The sequence below is a fragment of the Lacrimispora brassicae genome, assembly GCF_054772055.1.
Window position 1 is genome coordinate 281660 of sequence record NZ_BRYH01000003.1, and the last position, 20320, is coordinate 301979.

15 protein-coding genes are annotated in these 20320 nt (G+C 45.3%); 12 read left to right on the plus strand and 3 right to left on the minus strand.

Annotated features, from left to right (window positions below; all coding sequences use genetic code 11):
- Positions 1 to 79: 79 nt before the first annotated feature.
- The 8 genes from ACYVD3_RS02675 to ACYVD3_RS02710 all read left to right on the plus strand — a co-directional run bounded on the left by ACYVD3_RS02675 (position 80) and on the right by ACYVD3_RS02710 (position 11828).
- Positions 80 to 964 (plus strand): carbohydrate ABC transporter permease, encoded by an 885-nt coding sequence (locus ACYVD3_RS02675; protein WP_460640958.1) that lies wholly within the window; start codon positions 80 to 82, stop codon positions 962 to 964.
- An 11-nt stretch (positions 965 to 975) separates the two neighbouring features.
- Positions 976 to 1806, plus strand: coding sequence for a carbohydrate ABC transporter permease (locus ACYVD3_RS02680; protein ID WP_460640959.1), 831 nt, complete (start codon positions 976 to 978; stop codon positions 1804 to 1806).
- A 34-nt stretch (positions 1807 to 1840) separates the two neighbouring features.
- The gene (locus ACYVD3_RS02685) at positions 1841 to 3733 is read left to right on the plus strand and encodes a beta-L-arabinofuranosidase domain-containing protein (protein ID WP_460640960.1); all 1893 of its coding nucleotides are present in this window, start codon (positions 1841 to 1843) and stop codon (positions 3731 to 3733) included.
- 13 nt (positions 3734 to 3746) lie between these two features.
- On the plus strand, positions 3747 to 5618 hold the full coding sequence (locus ACYVD3_RS02690) for a glycoside hydrolase family 127 protein (RefSeq protein ID WP_460640961.1): 1872 nt from the start codon (positions 3747 to 3749) through the stop codon (positions 5616 to 5618).
- 317 nt (positions 5619 to 5935) lie between these two features.
- The gene (locus ACYVD3_RS02695; RefSeq protein ID WP_460640962.1) at positions 5936 to 6868 is read left to right on the plus strand and encodes a sugar phosphate nucleotidyltransferase; all 933 of its coding nucleotides are present in this window, start codon (positions 5936 to 5938) and stop codon (positions 6866 to 6868) included.
- A 117-nt stretch (positions 6869 to 6985) separates the two neighbouring features.
- Positions 6986 to 7687: a hypothetical protein gene (locus ACYVD3_RS02700; protein ID WP_460640963.1), complete on the plus strand. Its 702-nt coding sequence runs from the start codon at positions 6986 to 6988 to the stop codon at positions 7685 to 7687.
- Positions 7688 to 7949: 262 nt separating this feature from the next.
- Positions 7950 to 10427 (plus strand): hypothetical protein, encoded by a 2478-nt coding sequence (locus tag ACYVD3_RS02705; RefSeq protein WP_460640964.1) that lies wholly within the window; start codon positions 7950 to 7952, stop codon positions 10425 to 10427.
- A gap of 108 nt (positions 10428 to 10535) precedes the next feature.
- Entirely contained in the window at positions 10536 to 11828 is a 1293-nt protein-coding gene (locus ACYVD3_RS02710; protein WP_460640965.1) for a UDP-N-acetylglucosamine 1-carboxyvinyltransferase, read from the plus strand.
- 88 nt (positions 11829 to 11916) lie between these two features.
- Here ACYVD3_RS02710 and ACYVD3_RS02715 read toward each other — a convergent pair whose 3' ends face one another.
- Positions 11917 to 12825 carry a helix-turn-helix domain-containing protein gene (locus ACYVD3_RS02715; RefSeq protein ID WP_460640966.1) on the minus strand — a complete coding sequence of 303 codons (909 nt, stop codon included), beginning with the start codon at positions 12823 to 12825 and terminating at the stop codon, positions 11917 to 11919.
- 326 nt (positions 12826 to 13151) lie between these two features.
- Between ACYVD3_RS02715 and ACYVD3_RS02720 the strand changes: the two genes are divergently transcribed.
- The 4 genes from ACYVD3_RS02720 to ACYVD3_RS02735 all read left to right on the plus strand — a co-directional run bounded on the left by ACYVD3_RS02720 (position 13152) and on the right by ACYVD3_RS02735 (position 16982).
- Positions 13152 to 14081, plus strand: coding sequence for a nucleotidyltransferase family protein (locus ACYVD3_RS02720; protein WP_460640967.1), 930 nt, complete (start codon positions 13152 to 13154; stop codon positions 14079 to 14081).
- A complete protein-coding gene (locus tag ACYVD3_RS02725) occupies positions 14081 to 15193 on the plus strand; it encodes a phosphotransferase enzyme family protein (RefSeq protein WP_460640968.1) in 1113 nt (370 codons plus the stop codon). Before ACYVD3_RS02720 ends, ACYVD3_RS02725 begins: the two co-directional genes overlap by 1 nt.
- 95 nt (positions 15194 to 15288) lie before the next feature.
- Positions 15289 to 16305: a UDP-glucose 4-epimerase GalE gene (gene galE, locus ACYVD3_RS02730; protein WP_460640969.1), complete on the plus strand. Its 1017-nt coding sequence runs from the start codon at positions 15289 to 15291 to the stop codon at positions 16303 to 16305.
- A 317-nt stretch (positions 16306 to 16622) separates the two neighbouring features.
- Positions 16623 to 16982, plus strand: coding sequence for an acylphosphatase (locus ACYVD3_RS02735; protein ID WP_460640970.1), 360 nt, complete (start codon positions 16623 to 16625; stop codon positions 16980 to 16982).
- Positions 16983 to 17088: 106 nt separating this feature from the next.
- Here the strand turns inward: ACYVD3_RS02735 and metF are convergent, their stop codons facing one another.
- Together metF and metE are read right to left on the minus strand one after the other, a co-directional pair.
- Entirely contained in the window at positions 17089 to 17952 is an 864-nt protein-coding gene (gene metF / locus ACYVD3_RS02740) for a methylenetetrahydrofolate reductase [NAD(P)H] (RefSeq protein WP_460640971.1), read from the minus strand.
- Positions 17939 to 20212, minus strand: a complete 2274-nt coding sequence (metE, locus tag ACYVD3_RS02745; RefSeq protein WP_460640972.1) for a 5-methyltetrahydropteroyltriglutamate--homocysteine S-methyltransferase — start codon at positions 20210 to 20212, stop codon at positions 17939 to 17941. The genes metF and metE overlap by 14 nt, the downstream gene beginning before the upstream one ends.
- Positions 20213 to 20320 lie beyond the last annotated feature (108 nt).

Here is a 20320-nt window from a genome sequence, read left to right on the forward strand (position 1 = left end):
AGAAGGAAGGAGGGGCACAGAAGGATTTCCTTAAAAATCCTTCCTGCAGCCTCTCCTTTGCTACAAGGAGGTGAAAGCATTGGCAAAGTCAGGGAATATTACAAAAAAGAAGCTGAATAATACCATTTTTGTAGTGCCTGCAATTGTTTTAAATCTGGTATTTTTTGTATACCCTTTTATAAAAGCTGTCTATATGTCGTTTTTTAACTGGCAACTGCTGGGAGAGCGGAAATTTATTGGTTTCAGTAATTATCTTAATGCCTTTTTAGATGATAAATTTGTCCGTTCTCTTATTTTTACAATGAAATATGCTGTATTTGTTACACCCTGTCTGTTTATTCTGGCTTTTATTCTGGCGCTTTTGGTCAATCACACATTTCGGGGAGTGGGGATATTCAGAACCATTTATTTTGCTCCTGTAGTCATATCCCTTACCACATGCAGCATGGTCTGGATCTGGATATACAATGACCTCTATGGAATTCTCAACTATATTCTTGTATCTCTGGGAATCATTGAAGAGAATATTTCCTGGATGAGTTCTGCTTCCACTTCGCTTCCGGCTATTGTATATATGGTCACATGGAAGATGGCCGGTTTTACGATGCTGATTCTCTTATCCGCTTTCCAGTCTGTAGATGAACAGGTCTATGAGGCCTCTTCCATTGATGGAGCAGGGAAGATTCAGCAGTTTTTTGGAATCACACTTCCGCTTATACGGTCACAGGTGGGGCTGGCTATGGTGATATCGGTCATTGGTTCTGTTCTAGCCTTTGAACAGTTTAACATCATGACAAAGGGAGGGCCTTCCTCCAGCACAACCACCATTGTCCATTACATTTACAGCACATCTTTTAGCTATTACAAATTCGGTTACGGTTCCGCCATGTCCATGATTCTGCTTGTGATTCTGGCTGTGCTTAGCTGGTTTGAATTTAAGGTGCTGAAAGATCCTACGGAGTGAGGAGGAGGTTTATGAAAAAGCGTGGTACTATAAAGTTTATTCTGGGTCTTAATATATGCATGGTGCTTTTTTATCTGGCACCAATGTATTGGACCTTTATTACATCTATTAAGGATAAGGGGGAGATCTATTCAAATCCTCCCACACTGTTTCCAAAATCCTTTTCCTGGTTTAATTATGTCCGTATTTTTACAGAAAAAGAGGGGATGTACAGAACTTATTTTATGAATTCAGTGGTCATAGACGGGCTGACCATACTCCTTGTCTGTATTGTAAGCCTGTTGGCAGGTTATGCCTTCAGCAAGCTGGAGCTGCTTGGTAAAAATCTGTGGCTGACCCTGATTCTGGCTGCCATTATGGTGCCCAGCCAGGCTCTCATGGTGCCTCTTTACAACACTGTGTCACAACTGAAGCTGTTAAATACAAAAGCGGCTCTTATTCTGATCTATGCCACTTTTCAGTCACCCTTTTGCATCTACATGATGAAAAGCACATTTGATATGATACCAAAGGACTTAGCTGAAGCTGCTCTCATTGACGGAGCAGGAAATTTTGCTACATTCTTTAAGATATACATGCCCTTGGCAGCTTCGGGTGTGGTGACAATTGCAGTTTATGTGGCTTATTCTACATGGAACGATTATCTGACAGCTCTTGTTTTCGCAGGGAAGGCGACGAAGACCTTTAATGTGGGCCTGGTGAATATGGCCATGGGAGAGTATTCCACAGACTGGGGGATACTGACTGCAGGCGCTTATATAGGCCTTCTTCCGATTATGATTCTTTTCCTGTTTCTGCAGAAGTATTTTGTAAAAGGTATGATGAGCGGGGCTGTAAAATAGATTTAAGACCAATAAAAGTGACAGAGGGAGATACATGATGGACTGTATGAACAAAAGGTATGACAGATTAAAAATTACGGAGATTCAGCCTGAAGGCTGGTTTTTCCGCCAACTGGAAATCCAGATGAACGGTTTAAGCGGAAAGCTCTATGAGATCTGGGACAGCGTGGGAAGTTATTCAGGCTGGCTGGGAGGGACAGGAGAGAACTGGGAGAGAGGGCCTTATTATCTTGACGGACTGCTTCCTCTGGCCTATTACTTAAAAAATGAGGAAAAAATGGCTCTGTGCCAAAGATTTATTGACTGGACCTTAAACAGTCAGACTGAGGATGGGAATTTCGGCCCCTTTGCCAGCAGAGAGGACTACTGGTCCAGATTCGTTATGCTGAAGGTTCTGGTTCAGTATGAAGAAATATCAGGAGATACCAAAGTTTTTTCTTTTATGAAAAAATATTTTACATATCTGGACAAAGCTGTGGATATACGTCCTATGGAGGACTGGTCTTCTGCCAGAGTGGGGGAACTTTTATATTGTCTGAAATGGTACTGTGAAGCAACCGGGGAAACAGGCCTTACAGACTTCGCCCACAAGATGGAAAAGCAGGCTCTTGACTGGTCTGACCTTTTTGAGAACTTTCCATTTATAAGGCCTGCGTCCTATTATTATAACTGGCAACAGCTTCTACTGGAGGCCAGAGACAGAACAGACAAGATCATTAAATACCATGCCACACATATTGTCAATGTGACTATGGGCTTAAAATATCCGGCTCTGGAATATTATTTTGGAGGAAAAAGCAGCCTCTGTGACCTTGGCAAAAAGACCATGGAAACCCTGAAGAAATACCATGGTGTTGTCTCTGGCGCAGTCAATGGAGATGAACATTTAAGCGGAAATTCTCCCATTCAGGGATCAGAGCTATGTTCTGTAGTGGAATACATGTTCAGCCTTCAGGTTTTATTGGAGATATTCGGAGATATGGAGTATGCAGATATGCTGGAGAGGCTGGCTTATAATGCTCTGCCTTCCACTCTGACAGAGGACTGTATGGGCCACCAGTACCTTCAGCAGTCCAACCAGGTGCTTGTGAGCAAGGCAGAAAGAAACTGGTTTAACAATGATGATACCTCCAATATGTACGGCCTGGAGCCTCATTTTGGCTGCTGCACAGCCAATATGCACCAGGGCTGGCCAAAGCTTGCAGACAGTCTGTGGATGAAAGAAGGAAAGGATACTCTCATCTCCCTGGTGCTGGCGCCCTCTGTTGTAGCTGCCAGTCTGGATGGAGAAGAGGTTTCTGTAAGGCTGGATACGGAATATCCTTTTAAAGATACCCTCAGATATGAAGTCCTGAAAGCTCCGCAAAAGCCCATGAAGCTGAAAATCAGAGTGCCTGGCTGGTGCAGTGAACCCAGGGCAGAATTAATCAGAGGGGAAGCAGTTACGGTGGAGATCAATTCTTTCTTTATTGAGATCAGCGGTTTATTGTCTCCAATGAACAGGATAGACGTGGTGTTTCCTATGGATATTGTCTATAGCTCCTGGTATAAAGACAGTGTGGCAATAGAAAGAGGGCCTTTGGTTTATGGCCTCAATATGAAGGAACATTTCACCGTATATAAGGAATGTGCCGGGGTTAAGGATTATATGATTTCTTCTGAAAGCCCTTGGAATTATGCTCTGAAAAAGGGAGGCAGAGTCCAGGTATCAGAACATGAAGTAAGCGCTGTTCCCTTTTCAAAATCCAATCCTCCGGTCACGCTGACTGGAACGGGAATCAGGGTGGATAACTGGATTCTTGAAAATGACAGTGCAGGAGATATTCCGGTCAGCCCTGTGACAAACCACGGTAATGAAGAGATTTTGGAATTGATTCCTTTTGGCTGTACCAGATTGAGAGTTTCACAGTTTCCTTATTATGAGTGAGGGGTAGAAAGGTATGAGAGAAGTGGGCTTTGAGAAAGTCACCATTAATAATGGCTTTTGGGCAGAACAGCAGAAGATTAACAAAGATGTTACCGCAGGGGCAGTGTATGAAAGATTCAGCGAAAGCGGCCGTTTTAAGGCCGCTTCCTATGAATGGAAGGAAGGGGAACTGGGAAAACCCCACATATTCTGGGATTCAGATATAGCCAAATGGATAGAGGGAATTTCTTACATACTGGTTAAAAAAAGAGATGAGAGGCTGGAAGCTATTATAGATCATGTGGTGGAAGCCATAGAAAGAAACAGGCGTGAAGACGGATATTTTAACAGCTATTTTCTGGCAGCAGACCCTGATCATGTGCTTCAAAACCGCATGGATCATGAGCTCTATTGCCTGGGCCACTATATAGAAGCAGCTCTCGCTTATAAGAAAGCTACAGGAAAAGATAAACTGCTATTGCTGTCTGAGGAATATGTACAGCTCGCAGACCGCATATTTAAGCAGGAACACAGTGGAGGCTTTGATACTCCGGGACATGAAGAGATAGAACTGGCTCTGGGAAAGCTTTATAAAGCTACAGGAAAAGAAGAGTATAAGAAACTTCTTGTTTATTTCCTGAATACAAGAGGCCGAAGCAGCAGAGATGATTCGTTTATGCCTCTTTATTATACCCAGTCCCACCTTCCGGTGACAGAACAAAGGGAGGTCACAGGCCATGCTGTGAGAGCTCTTTATCTGTACTGCGGTATGATGGAGCTTTTTGAGATCAATGAGGATAAAGCTATGCTTGATTCCTGTAAAGAGCTGTTTTGTGATATTACAGACCATAAACTTTACCTGACAGGAGGCATAGGTTCCACCCATGCAGGAGAGGCATTTACCTATTCCTATGATCTGCCTGATACCACAGCTTACGCTGAAACCTGTGCTTCCATCGCTCTTGCCATGTTCTGCCGTCACTTGTGGAAGGCAGAAACGGACACCAGATATGATGACATTGCGGAGCTTGCCATATATAACACGGTGCTTGCCGGAATTTCTTTAAGCGGAGATGAGTTCTTTTATGAAAATCCATTGAAGGTTGATTACAGGCGAAGCCTTTATTATTCAGATAAACTGGACAATTTAAAAGAACGCCTTCCCATATACAGGAGAGTAAAGCTTTTTGACTGTTCCTGCTGTCCTCCTAATCTGCTTCGTTTTATCTCTTTCATAGGAGATTATATGTACACCATAAAAGAGAACACGGTGTACACCCATCTTTACATGGGAGCCGAAGTTCAGATGGAGGTTAACGGAAATACCTTTATTTTAAGACAGGAAACGGAGTATCCGTTTAAAGATCAAATCACCATCAAAATATCAGGTCAGGGAAGCTTTTGCCTGGCTCTCAGAATTCCGGGATGGTGCCGCAGTCCACAGCTTAAAATTAACGGAGCTGCTGTCAAATTCGTCATTGATTCCAATGGATATATAATGGCAGAAGGCTGTACAGATAAAACTGTCATTGAAATTCGGCTTCCCATGGTTCCCCGTCTTGTGGAAGCCTCTCCACAGGTGACTTCCTGCTGTGGCCGCACAGCCGTCATGAGGGGGCCTGTAGTCTACTGTGCAGAAGGCATAGACCAGAAAAATGAAAACTTATTTGATCTGTCCCTGCCGGAAAATCCTTTATGGGAGGAAGCAGAAATCAATATTTCAGGCCGCACTTTTATTGTCCTTCATACACAAGCATATGCCAGAGAAGCTGATGGACAGAGGGCACCCCTTTATGCTCCGGCTGCAAACCGCTACCGCACGGTTCCTATGACACTTATTCCATATTTCACATGGGCTAACCGTGAGGCCTGTGATATGTCTGTATGGCTGCTGAAACATTTTTGATATTGTAAAAAGAATCCGGCTGTCTGATTGTGCCTCATTGTATTATAATATTTCATATTATCACGGCTCCAAGCCCGGCATCCATGGTGGAATCAGGCCAATGAGCAGGCAAAAATATGGTGAAAAGAATTCTATGTGATAAGTCGAGGGTGGTGTAAAAGCGATTTCTGAAAGTTCGCTTTTGCAACACTCTTTTTCTATGATAAATGAATCTTTGTAAATGAGAAGAGGGACCTCGGATAATCCGGTATCTATGGATTAAACCTTTCTTTTGTGATATAATATTAGGCAGATTAAACAAACAGGGAGATAATGTTATGAAGAAGACATCATTAGTGATTATGGCGGCGGGCATTGGCAGCCGGTTTGGAGGAGGAATCAAACAACTGGAACCCGTAGGACCAAGCGGTGAGATTATCATGGACTATTCCATATATGATGCTCTGAAGGCCGGATTTGACAAAGTCGTGTTCATCATAAGAAAGGATTTAGAACAGGACTTTAAGGAAATCATTGGTAAAAGGATCGAAAAGATCGTTCCTGTGGAGTACGCTTATCAGGAGCTTGATGACCTTCCAACAGGCTATACAAAGCCGGACGGCAGGACCAAGCCATGGGGAACCGGACAGGCGCTTTTGTGTGCAAAAGACGTGATCCATGAACCTTTTGCAGTAATCAATGCGGATGACTATTATGGAAAAGAAGGCTTTTTAAAGATCCATGAATATCTGGTAAATGAGATGGATCCCGAAGCAAAGCCTTTTGATATCTGCATGGGAGGATTTATTCTGGGAAACACCTTAAGCGAGAACGGGGGAGTGACCCGTGGTGTTTGCCAGGTGGATGAAAATGGGATACTCATAGGGGTAACGGAAACATATGAGATCCAGCGGCAGGAAGACCGGGCGGAAGGCCGCAGCGAGGAAGGAACACCAGTGGTGATCCCTCTGAACCAGAATGTTTCCATGAATATGTGGGGACTTTCTCCTGCGTTTCTTGAAGAACTGGAGAGAGGATTTCCGGAGTTTTTGGACAGCATAAAGGAAGGGGATGTGAAAACAGAATATCTGCTTCCTAAAATCATTGATAAGCTTGTCCATTCCCAAAAAGCCCAGGTAAGGGTCCTTGAAACGAAGGACCGGTGGTTTGGCGTGACCTATAAAGAGGACAAGCCTGCTGTTGCGGCGGCGATCAGGAACCTGGTTTCAGAAGAAGTGTATCCGGAGCGTCTGTTCCATATTGAATCATAAAAATAAACGGTTTTCTGATTGGCAGCCCATCAGAAAACCGTGTTTCATTTCATGGGAATTCTGCACTTTTTATATCTTTTTTGCATATTATGGTGTTGTATAAGCAGAAAGCAGGGAGTGATAACCACCGTGCCGATTGACCCGGATAATACTTATGGAAACAGCTATCAGGAGTTAAAGCCATATATGCTTTATGGCGACAGGAGTGCTGCAGGGCGTCCCTTGGAAAGAAAAGATCTCATCGTACAGGATTTGGAATATCTTCAGGGAATGTACCCGGGACATATGAAACGTTTGCAGGAATATGTAGTTTCAGCGTGTGATCATCTGGATTATAAAAACAGTCCCATGTATGACGAATATCCGGACCGTATGATGATCAATCAGATTTGCGATTCCATATGCGACCAGATACACAGGGATGGTGTCATTGCGGATGAAATGACAGAGGAAACAGAAGATGGAGAACAGGCATACGTAGAGGGAACGGAAACTCCGGACTGGGAGGCAGACGAAACAGACGAAGCGGATATGCTGACACAGGATCGGGGGTCCACGTGGGGCCCGCCGGGACCGAGAGGGCCATGGGGGCCTCCGGGACGAAGAGGACCGTGGGGCCCGCCGGGAGGACCATGGGGACCGCCAGGACGAAGACGGCCGTGGGGCCCGCCTGGAGGCTCGTGTTGCCCGCCGGGACAGAAGGGACCTTGGGGACCATGGGGCCCCCGGTATAATGACGGCTGGTTAAATGGTGTCGTCAATGTACTCCTTCTTAATGAGATGCATCGCAGAAGATGCCGCGGCGGACTCTGCAAATAGGGAAAAAAGGAAAGCAGCTATTCAGCAATTCTTGGCAGGATAGCTGCTTTTATGTGGCTTTCAGCACCGGTTGTTCCAGGTGCTGCTTAACGAATGTTTAAGAAAGTTTTCATTGTAGTTTTGGATATTATTGTATACAATAAAGAAGATAAGGCTGAAAGAAATGGATCTTTCAACCTCCTGTTTATGAATCAGCCGGATATGCCTGCATATCCCTTTGATTCATTAGTATACAAAAATGCGGAAGCAGAGGAAGTTTTGGATGAATCGATTGATAAAAAAAATAGGGATCTTATCTGCGGTTTTTATTGCGGCAATCGCAGTTTATTTTGTGTGGAACCAGAAAAATACGGAAAAAAGCGATATTATGGTGTATACCTCCATGGATGAAGCATCCTTGCCCGTGGTATATTCGGATATGTACGGCAGAAAAGTGAACCTTCTTCATGGTTATACCCAGGATATGAAGCAGGCGGTTTCCAGGGAAGCCCTTACGGTCCTTCCTCCCGACCGGTCCATGAACATACAGATATCGGATTATAAAGGCAGCATTCAGGGCATAGAATATGAGGTTCGAAGCATGGATCTGGGACGTCTGGTGGAACGGACAACCATAGATAAATGGAACCAGGGAGAAGAAGGCGTCACGGCAACCCTTCCGATCCAGAACCTTCTGACAAAGGATAAGGAATACTTACTCATCCTGTCCCTGGATACCTCCGGGAACGGGAAGCTGTTTTACTATACCCGTATCATGTGGACGGACAGCACCAATGCAAAGGATATGATTGATTTTGCAGTGGATTTCACCACTAAAACCTTTGATTATGACCAGGCCCGTCAGCTTACCACTTATCTGGAAAGCAGTGAAGGAGAGGACAACAGCTCCCTTGGCCATGTGACCATCCGCTCCAGCTTTTCCCAGCTTACGTGGGGAGGGCTTGATATTAAGCCTGTAGGAGACATCAGGGTGACGTTAAAGGATTTAAACGGAATTATGTGCAGTGTCCAGTTGGACTATGAGGTGTCCAGGACCGGAGAAGGGGACATTCAGGAGTTGTATGAGGTGAAGGACAGCTTTACCATGAAATGGGACAGCAGGCGTATCTACCTTATGGATTTTGAACGGGATACCAATCAGATATTTTCCGGCCAAAAGGGGCTGTTTTCCGGAAAGCGGATTATGCTGGGCATTTCCAACCAGGATGAAATACGGACCGCAAAAAGCCCGTCAGGAGACTTCCTGGCCTATGTGGTGAACCGGGATCTATGGACCTTTGACCAGAGCAGGGAGCATGCGGTAAAAGTGTTCTCTTTCCGAAGCGGTGAAGACGATGGGCTTCGCAGCAGCTACAACCAGCATGATATCAAGATCCTGTCGGTAAGGGATAACGGAGATGTGGATTTTCTGGTTTATGGATATATGAACCGGGGCATTCATGAGGGAGGCCTGGGGATTGCCATGTATCAATACAGCAGTCAGGACAATGCCACCACGGAACGTTTTTTCACACCTGTGACCCTGTCCTTTGATATGCTGAAGGAAGACATGAGCCAGTTGGCCCATGTGGGATCCAACGGAATGCTTTATCTGATGGCGGACCGGGCAGTTTACGGCATTGATTTAAACAGCAATGAATACATGGTCCTGGCGGATTCCCTGGTGGAAGGCGGATATGCGGTCAGCAGCAGGTCGCGCCGTTTTGCATGGCAGGAAGGCAGTGATCTTTATGGAGCCGGAGTGGTTCACCTTATGGATCTGGATACTGGAGTAAAGAGGGAGATAACCGGCGGTGAGGATAACATTTACAGGCCCCTTGGATTTGTTGGGGATGATTTCATTTACGGAATCGCCCGGAAAGGCGATGTGTGGGTGCAGAACGGAAGAACAAAGGATGCTCCCATGTACCGGATCGAGATCATGGACCAAAGCGGAAAGATCGTTAAGGATTATGAGAATGAGAATGTTTACATTGCGGATGTGTCCGTGGATGCCAGCCGGATCCATTTAACTCAGGTGGTTAAATCAGGAGACCAGTCCTATGTGGCTTCCAGGCAGGATACCATTGTCTGCAACCAGGAGCTTACAGGCGGAGAGATGGAAGGCATTGGCTGGTATGCCTCAGAGGACCGGAGAAAGCTTTATTTTGTCCAGTTGGATAAAGACACGGCTAGCAGGGATGTAAAGATCACGGTTCCTAAAAAGGTGGCTTATGAAACCACGGAAGTGGTGGAATTAAGAAGCAATGGAAGAACCCAGGAAAACAGGTTTTATGCTTATGGGGGAGGCCGTTATCTTGGAAGCAGCCGCAGCTTTACCAATGCCCTTGCTCTTGCCTATGATAAAATGGGAGTTGTGACGGATAAGAACCAGGAGATCGTATGGAACCGGGTAAACCGTCCGCCGGTCCGCAACATGAAAGAGCCATTGAAAACAGGAGCCGCCTTTTTAAGGAATCTGGAAGGATTTAAGTCAAACAGCTTTTACGGGGATGGAGTCCTTATGATGGATGCCAGAGGATGTACCTTAAACCAGGTATTGTATTTCATCGGCCATGGCTGCCCGGTGGCCGCCTATAACCTTCAGGGCGGTTATGTACTCCTTTCCGGCTATGATTCCTATAATGTGACTGTCTATAATCCGGTATCAGGAGAGAGCCAGAAGATGGGCTTAAACGATGCCTCTGCATACTTTGCAGGCCAGGGAAATGACTTTGTCTGCGGAGTATTTACGGAATAAGAAAGTGCGTTCTCTTTACAAATTCGTAAGATATGTTATAATCATTAAAGGCTAATGGATAAAATTTAAGAATTTTGTAATAGATAACTTGATAATCAGAGGTGTGAAATGGAGCAGTATATTATGAAAGGCGGAAATCCCTTGGTGGGTGAAGTGACCATCGGTGGGGCAAAGAATGCCGCTTTGGGAATTTTAGCAGCAGCGATCATGACGGATGAGGATGTTCTGATTGATAATCTGCCTGATGTCAGAGATATAAATGTGTTGCTTGAGGCGATAGAGGAGATTGGTGCAAGAGTAGAGCGGATCGACAGGCATACGGTCCGCATCAATGGAAAGACCATCCGTGAGGTTTTGGTGGATGATGATTACATCCGTAAGATCAGGGCTTCCTATTACTTTATCGGAGCCATGCTTGGTAAATATAAAAGCGCTCAGGTCCCGCTTCCGGGAGGCTGCAATATCGGAAGCAGACCCATTGACCAGCACCTTAAGGGATTCCGCGCTCTTGGAGCCGATGTAAGGATTGAACGGGGGGCTGTGATCGCCCATGCCATTGACCTGGTGGCAAGCCATATCTATCTGGACGTAGTAAGCGTTGGGGCTACCATCAACGTTATGATGGCGGCGACCCTTGCTGAGGGACAGACGATCCTGGAGAATGTGGCAAAAGAGCCTCATGTGGTTGACGTGGCAAACTTTTTAAACAGCATGGGAGCTAATATCAAGGGAGCAGGTACGGATACCATCCGCATCCGGGGAGTGAGAAAGCTCCATGGAACCGAGTATTCCATCATCCCTGACCAGATCGAAGCCGGTACCTTTATGTGTGCGGCTGCCATTACCAAGGGAGACGTTATGGTGAAAAACGTCATTCCAAAGCACTTAGAGGCCATTACTGCCAAGCTTCTGGAGATGGGATGCGAGGTGGTGGAGTTTGATGACGCAGTCCGCGTGGTAGGTAAATCCAACCAGAGGCATACGGACATCAAGACCCTTCCCTATCCGGGATTTCCAACCGACATGCAGCCTCAGATGACGGTGACCCTGGCCCTTGCAAAAGGCACCAGCGTGGTTACAGAGAGCATTTTTGAGAACCGTTTCCGCTATGTGGATGAGTTATCCCGCATGGGAGCCAATGTGAAGGTGGAAGGAAATGTAGCTGTTATTGATGGCGTAGGCGGCTTTACCGGGGCGTTTGTCAACGCTCCTGATCTTCGTGCAGGTGCGGCACTGGTGATTGCCGGACTGGCTGCGGACGGTTATACGGTTGTGGAGGAGATCGGATATATCCAGAGGGGCTATGAATGCTTTGAAGAAAAGCTTCAGGGCCTTGGTGCCATGATCGAAAAAGTGGATTCTGAGAATGAAGTAAGAAAATTCAAATTAAAAGTGGGTTAGGCGGGGAAAATTCCCGCCTTTTCCTATTTGCGCGGGCAGCCAGTCAGGGGAACATGCCTGCATGTTCCCCTGACTGGCTGCTGCTGGGCTAAGGTTTTTCCGTACCTTTTTCCGAAAGGGAACGGATGGAGGTGGCATATTCTGACGGCGTCATCCCGGTCAGCTTTTTAAACTGTCTGGAAAAGTAATGGACGGAGTTGTAGCCTAAGCGGTCCGCAATTTCAGTAAAGTTCAACTGGTTGCTGCGGATGAGCTGCTTGGCTGCGTCGATCTTCATGCCGGAGAAAAAATCGATGACCCCGCAGCCGTAGGCCTTATGGAAAATTTTCTGAAGCTGTGACCGTCCGGTTAAATTATCCCGGCAGATGGTTTCAATGGTAAGGTGTTCTCCTATATGCTCCTCCATATAGCGGACGATGCGGTTATGGGCATCTCCGTGCATGGGGCTTTCCGTGATCCGCCCGGTGGAGATCTGCTCCGTATTTAAAAAATACCTGCGGTAAAGGTGGATGATCAGCTCCTCCAGATAATTCCCGATGAGCTGCTCTGCGCCAAAGGACAGGGGAGGCTGCCTTCGAACCAGTTCCTCCTGGTACGGGTCGTCAAGCCGTTCTGAAAATGCATTCCTGGCCTCAATGATGATTTGTGCCAGCAGAGCCATTTCCGTCTCCTGTACGGACAGGACCTCTCCTTCAAATGCCTTCATAAAGGGCGAATTGCACTCAAAGCTTACCACCACCAGATTGGGGGCAATGGTCCCGTTGGTCAGTATATTGTGGAACTCTCCAGGCTTGTGGAAGATAATGTTTCCCCTCTTTAACGGAATCCGCTTTTCACCGGCCATTACATCGATGACTCCTTTATCAACACAGACAAACTCCCAGAAGTCATGGCTTTCCCCTGGAAAGGAAAAATCGCTCATGTATTCAAAGTAATGGATGGCTATGACTTTTTTTACAACGGCTGAGGAACGCAGCAGGGTACTCTTATATGCCATGGAAACCTCCTTTCGGTAGCTGTGATTGTGGTTATGGACCGTATACCATGAGTGCAAGTGAGTCTGAGAGCTTGCTCTTAAGGCGAAGGACGAATGTTGATCATGTGCTCTTTTGCACATGATACCATAAAAGCAGTTCACCAAGCACCCCATAGCGGCATTTGGTGAACCCAACACCACAATGATTATACAGCAATCATTATAGCACATTCCATGGCAGAATAGCCAGAAGAGTACGATAATGCAAATTAAATAATAAATAGTGCAAATATCTTTTGGTTCCCATTCATTATACTGGGGGTAATAGAAATTAGGAGGTAACAGCGATGAACAAGAAACCGGTTCTGGTAATTATGGCAGCAGGCATGGGAAGCCGCTACGGGGGCTTAAAGCAGATCGACCCTGTGGATGCCTATGGAAACAAGATCATTGATTTCTCTATCTATGATGCGGTTTATGCTGGATTTGAAAAGGTTGTCTTTATTATTAAAAAGGGCATTGAGAAAGAATTTAAGGAAAACATCGGAGACCGCATGGCGGCTCATGTACAGGTGGAATACGTATATCAGGAGGTTGACATGCTTCCGGAAGGATATGAAGTGCCGGAAGGAAGAGGAAAGCCCTGGGGAACAGCCCATGCTGTTTTATGCTGCAGGGACGTGGTAGACGGACCCTTTGCAGTCATTAATGCAGATGATTATTACGGCAGAAGCGCCTTTGTGTCTATTTATAACCAGCTTAACAAGGTTTCTGATGGGGAGAGGTACCAGTACACCATGGTGGGCTACCAGCTTTACAACACCCTGACGGAAAACGGCCATGTGGCAAGAGGCGTGTGCAGCACCGATGAAGCAGGAAAGCTTGTTGACATCCACGAGCGGACCAGGATCGAAAAACACGGCGCCAAGGCGGAATTTACCGAGGACGACGGGAAAACCTGGACCGAGCTGGGAGAGGACACCATCGTTTCCATGAATATGTGGGGCTTTACAAACAGCGTATTAAAGGAGCTTGAGGAACGGTTTGCCGCATTTTTAGACAGGGAGCTTCCGAAAAATCCGGTGAAATGTGAATACTTCCTTCCCTTTGTGGTGGATGAGCTGTTAAAGGAAGGCAGGGCAGAGGTTTCTGTATTAAAGAGTGTGGACCGCTGGTACGGAGTCACTTACAAGGAAGATAAAGAGACAGTAGTGAGTGCCATCAAAGGACTGAAAGAAGCCGGCCTGTATCCGGAAAAGCTATGGGAGGAAAAGTGATGGGAGACGCACAGTGCGGAAAAATAAAAGAGGCCATTGGACTTCTGGCCTTTGAGGGGGAGCCGGTTTCCTGGAAGCGCTATGGAAGCGGCCATATAAATGATACCTTTCGCCTGATCTGCAAGATAGGAGAAGGGGAAAAACACTACATCATCCAGAGGATCAACCATGAGGTCTTTAAGGACCCGGTTTCCCTTATGAGGAACATTGCAGGTGTTACTTCCTTCCTGAGGGAGCGGATCCAGGCCCAGGGAGGAGATCCGGCCAGGGAGACGCTTAATATCATAAAGGCCAGGGACGGGAAAGATTACTGCCAGGACAGCGACGGGAATTACTGGAGAGGCTACCTCTTTATTGAAAGGGCCACCACCTATGATAAGGTGAGAAATCCGGAGGATTTTTATCAGAGCGGCAAGGCCTTTGGGCGGTTTAAACGCCAACTGGCGGAATATCCGGCCGATGAGCTGGCAGAAACCATACTTAATTTCCACAACACCCCGGTGCGTCTGGAAGCCTTTAAAGCGGCTGTGAAGGCCGATGCCTGCGGACGCGCACATCTGGTAGAGGAGGAAATAAAGTTCGTCCTTGACCGGGAAGAGGAGGCGTCCGTTGCCATGGACATGTTAAAGGATGGCAGGCTCCCTCTCTGTGTTACCCACAACGATACCAAGCTTAATAACATCATGATCGATGATGCAACCGGAGAAGCACTGTGCATCATTGACCTTGATACCATTATGCCTGGCCTGTCTATCTTTGATTTTGGGGATTCTATCCGCTTCGGAGCCAATACGGCAGAGGAGGATGAGCCTGATGTGAGTAAGGTAACCTTATCCCTGCCCCTGTTTGAGACCTATACCAAAGGGTATTTGGAGGGGTGCAAGGGAAGTCTGACACCGGATGAAAAGAAGATGCTTCCTATGGGGGCAAAGCTCATGACCTTTGAGTGCGGCGTGCGCTTTTTAACGGATTTCCTTCAGGGAGACACCTATTTCCATACAAGCAGGGAAAATCACAATCTGGATAGGACCAGGACCCAGTTTGCACTTGTGGCCGACATGGAGAAGAAGTGGGAAGAAATGGAACAAATTGTCAGCAGGAGTGAAAAATAAATGTTTTACTCTTGTATTTGGGGGTCAAATGGAAGTGCAAGCGCTTCCGCTTGATCCATTCGTATTCAAAGTATAAATAGGAAAGAGGAGAGAGCATGAGAATACTGGTAACCGGAGGCGCCGGATATATCGGCAGCCATACATGTATCGAGCTTTTGGAACAGGGACATGAAGTTGTGGTAGTGGATAACCTTTGTAATTCCTCTAAGGTGTCCTTGGAGCGGGTAGAAGCCATTACCGGAAAAACGGTGACTTTTTATGAGGCAGACCTTTTAGACCGTAATGCATTAGAGGAGATATTTGATAATGAGGTGATTGATGCTGTCATCCATTTTGCCGGATTAAAAGCCGTGGGAGAATCGGTTGCAAAGCCTTTGGAATATTATCACAATAACATCACCGGAACTCTGATCTTGTGCGATGTAATGAGAGGGCATAATGTAAAGAACATCATATTCAGCTCCTCGGCCACCGTGTATGGCGATCCGGCCTTTGTACCCATTACCGAGGATTGCCCAAAGGGAGAGATCACCAACCCCTATGGACAGACAAAGAGCATGCTGGAACAGATTCTTACGGACCTTCATACCGCAGATCCGGAGTGGAGCGTGATCCTTCTGCGCTACTTTAATCCGGTAGGCGCTCATAAGAGCGGTCTGATCGGGGAGGATCCTGCGGGAATTCCCAATAACCTGACTCCCTACATCACCCAGGTAGCTGTGGGCAAGTTAAAAGAAGTGGGCGTATTTGGAGACGATTATGACACGCCTGACGGTACCGGGGTACGTGATTACATTCATGTGGTGGATTTAGCCGTTGGACATGTAAAAGCCCTTGAAAAAATTGCCTCCTCAGAGCCTGAAGTCCGCATTTATAATCTGGGAACCGGCCAGGGCTTTAGCGTCCTTCAGATGATCCAGGCGTTTTCAAAGGCATGCGGGAAACCTATTCCATATTCCATTAAACCACGCCGCCTAGGGGACATTGCAGAATGTTATGCGGAGGCAGCCCTGGCAAAGGAGGAACTTGGCTGGGAAGCGACCAGGGGAATTGATGAAATGTGTGAGGATTCCTGGAGATGGCAGTCCGGAAATCCAAACGGGTACAGGTAAAGGTTTAAGACCTGTGCTTTAAAGCCTGCCCCGGCTGATCTCATGGATGGTCAGCCGGGGCAGATGCTTTTTACAGAATAAATAAGGCTGTTTTTTTCAGGTACGTCATTTTGTAGAAATCATTTTTCGTCTTACTAAAAACATTCTATAGAGCTTTTTCACTATTTCTTTTCCACTCATCAACGCCTTTGAAGGGATATGGAGGGCAGGCAGATTATCCTTTGTTAAAAAATAGTTGAAAATTGGCAGCCTGCTGTGGATAACCCCAGGAATTATAATATATTTTGTTTATAAAATTGAATTTTTTGAGGTTAAAGATGAAAATTAAAAAGATGTTTAAACAAATCAGGAATAATTATGTCATTGAGCAGGTGAAAAGAGCTGATATTCCGGAATTCAAACCAGATAAAATCATACGGTATCATATGGTTTTTTCGGGAAGAGTGCAGCGCGTTGGTTTTCGCCTGGAAATTGAACTGCTGGCATTAAGATTGGGATTAACCGGCTGGATAAAGAACCTTGAGAACGGAAATGTAGAGATGGAAATTCAGGGGATGAAAAATAAGATAGATTTCCTTTTGGAATTTATGAATTCATTGAAACGGATTAAAATAAACCAAATGAAAAAAGACGTAAGAACTGTTTTAAACCAGGAAGAGGAATTTAAGATTTTATAATAAGCCGGACAAGTAAATAGCCTTGGGAGTGTAATGATTCTGCTGCAGCGTCCCTGAAATAGGAAAAACAAAGACTTCACTGCATCCCAATGAAGTCTTTGTTTTATTACTCTGCAATCAGCCGGTGAACCGCTTCATATATTTTTGCAGCGATGTAAGGGTTATTCATTGTATAAAGATGAATGCCATTGACACCCTGCACAACCAGATCAACAATTTGATCAATTGCATAAGCAATGCCTGCGTCACGCATTGCCTCCGGATTATTTTCGTACCGGTTCATCATTGTGATAAATTTTGGAGGAAGTTCTACGTGGCAAAGGGATACCATGCGCTCGATCTGCTTTTTATTAACGACAGGCATAATGCCAGCTTCAATGGGAACATGGATTCCCCCAAGGGAACAACGCTCCTGAAATCTATAAAAATAGTCATTATGAAAGAAAAGCTGCGTAATTAACTGACTTGCGCCTGAATCCACCTTTTTCTTTAAATTCTGGATGTCTTCAATGAGATTCTTTGATTCTGTATGACCTTCCGGGTAGCAGGCTGCTGTTATGTCAAAATCCCCATGTTCCTTAATAAACGCAATCATATCGCTGGCATAGGTAAAGTCCCCTTTGGGCAGTTTGGGATCTAGAATATCTCCCCGAAGGGCAAGGATGTTTTCAATACCGTTTTCCTTGAAATTTTCCAACTGAGTAAGCACATCTTCTTTCCTTAAGCCAACACAAGGTAAATGGGCTAAACTTTCAATTTTGTATTGATTCTTAATTGTGGATGCTATTTCACAGGTAGCCTGACCGTTACCGCTGCCCCCTGCTCCATAGGTTACGCTGATAAAGTCGGGGCTTAGTTCATGCAATGCGTCAAGGGTATCGTAAATTGTCTGAATGGAGCCGGTTCTTTTCGGCGGAAAAATCTCAAAGGAAAGCGTTACCTGACTTTTTAAGATGTTAGATAATTTCATTTCTTAACCGCCTTGCTGCTTGAACCATATGTTCAAGACTGGATTTTGTCTCTGCATATTGCCGTGTTTTTAGTCCGCAATCCGGATTTACCCATAACTTTTCTTTTGGCAGTTTTTTGAGCATCTCATGGAGAGCTGATTCTATTTCCTCCACAGACGGGACTCTTGGCGAATGAATATCGTAAACGCCGGGGCCAACCTCTGTTTTGAAATGATTTTCTTTCAGGGAATCCAGGATCATCAAATCCGAACGGGACGCCTCAAAGGTAATCACGTCAGCGTCCATATTGTCAATGGCAGGAATAATATCCGTAAATTCACTGTAGCACATATGGGTATGGATTTGCGTTTCAGGTTTTACACCGCTGTGTACCAAGCGAAAGGCAGGAATTGCCCAAGCCAGATATTCGCTGTCCCAGTCGGATTTTCTTAAAGGGAGCTTTTCCCTAAGAGCTGCTTCATCAATCTGAATGATTCTGATGCCGTTTGATTCCAGGTCAAGCACTTCATCACCAATAGCCAGCGCGATTTGGTACGCGATTTCTTTCAGTGAAATATCCTCCCTGGGGAAGGACCAGTTCAGTATTGTAACCGGCCCTGTGAGCATGCCCTTCATGGGCTTTTTGGTAAGGCTTTGGGCGTAAACAGACCATTCAACAGTCATGGGCTTTTCCCTGGAAATATCGCCCCAAATGACCGGAGGTTTTACACAGCGGGTACCGTAGGACTGCACCCACCCTTTCTCTGTAAATAAATACCCATCCAGGCATTCACCAAAATATTCCACCATATCATTGCGTTCAAACTCACCGTGTACCAGGACATCCAGTCCGATTTCCTCCTGTACCTTGACGCATTCAAAGATTTTTTCCTTAACAAAATCCCGGTATTGTGTTTCTGTAATGTTGCCTTTTCGGAAGGCAGTACGGTTGGCCTTTACCTCGGCTGTTTGCGGAAAAGAGCCAATTGTTGTGGTGGGAAAACATGGAAGATCAAACTTCTTTTGTTGAATCGCTTCACGAGCTGAAAACTCCGGAAGCCGCGTAAATTTACTTTCCTCAATTTTCCATACTCTTTGCTGCACTTTCTCATTGGTGCAATTTCTGTCTTCCCTTAATAGATTGACGTTTCTCCTGAACTCCTCTGTTTCTAAAGGGTTTTGAGATAAGCAGATTTCTTTTAATTCTCTGAGTTCCCCAAGTTTTTCTGCGGCAAATGAAAAATAGCCCTTTTGCTGCTCTGGCAGTTTTGTTTCATTCTCCAAGGTATAGGGAACATGTAAAAGCGAGCAGGATGTTCCAAGGACAACATGGCTGCAGTGTTTTTGCAGTTCAGAAATAATATCAAAAGATTTCCTATAGTCATTTTTCCAGATGTTCTTGCCGTTTACGATACCAGCAAACAGCATTTTACCGGAGGGGAACCCGTTTGTCTTTACAAGCTCCAGGGATTTCCTGCCCTCAATAAAATCCATTCCGATCCCATCAAAATCCATTTCTATAATTTCCTGATAACAATCACGTATATCATCAAAATACGTTTGCAAAAGCACCTTTACTGTTCCTTTTACAGAAAGGATGGCGCTGTAAAGCTGTTTAAATAAGAGAATGTCTTCATCAGTAAGATCGTGTACAAGCCATGGTTCATCAAATTGCAGCCATTCAGCCCCCATTTCACTAAACTTTGTGAGGATCTGTAAGTAAGCCCATATGACGGCATCTGTAAAATCTTTTTCGCGTTTTTCGCCGGTAAACCTTGCCAGTTTCAAAAAGGTAAATGCTCCAATCAAAACAGGCTTAGTTTTAATTCCCAGTGTTCCCGCCTCTTCAAACTCGTCAAATGGCTTATTTCCTTCAAGCCGTATTTCTGTATTATCATCAATTTCCGGAACCATGTAATGATAGTTTGTATTAAACCATTTTTTCATGGCAAGGGCTTTTACATCACCATTTGGGCCTTGGTAACCTCTTGCCATGGCAAAATATGTATCAAGAGGCGGCAGTGCCAGATTGCGGTATCGGGCCGGAACCGCATTTAACAGAACTGCAGTGTCAAGAACCGTGTCATAAAAAGAAAAATCGTTACTTGGAATAAAGTCGGTCCTGTGATTCTTTTGTGTGTTCCAATGTGTATTTCGTAGATTTCTTGCCGTTGCCTGCAATTCATCTGCGGATAGTTCTTTTTTAAAGTATTTTTCAGATGCAAATTTTAACTCCCTTAAGGCTCCCACTCTTGGGTAGCCAATAACAGATGTTTTCATATGGGGAAAATCCTTTCCATTTATTTTACTATAAATAATAACATGGAAACGGGGGTATTACGTAATATCAAAAAAGTATCCATATCCATAGAAAAAAACTATGACTCT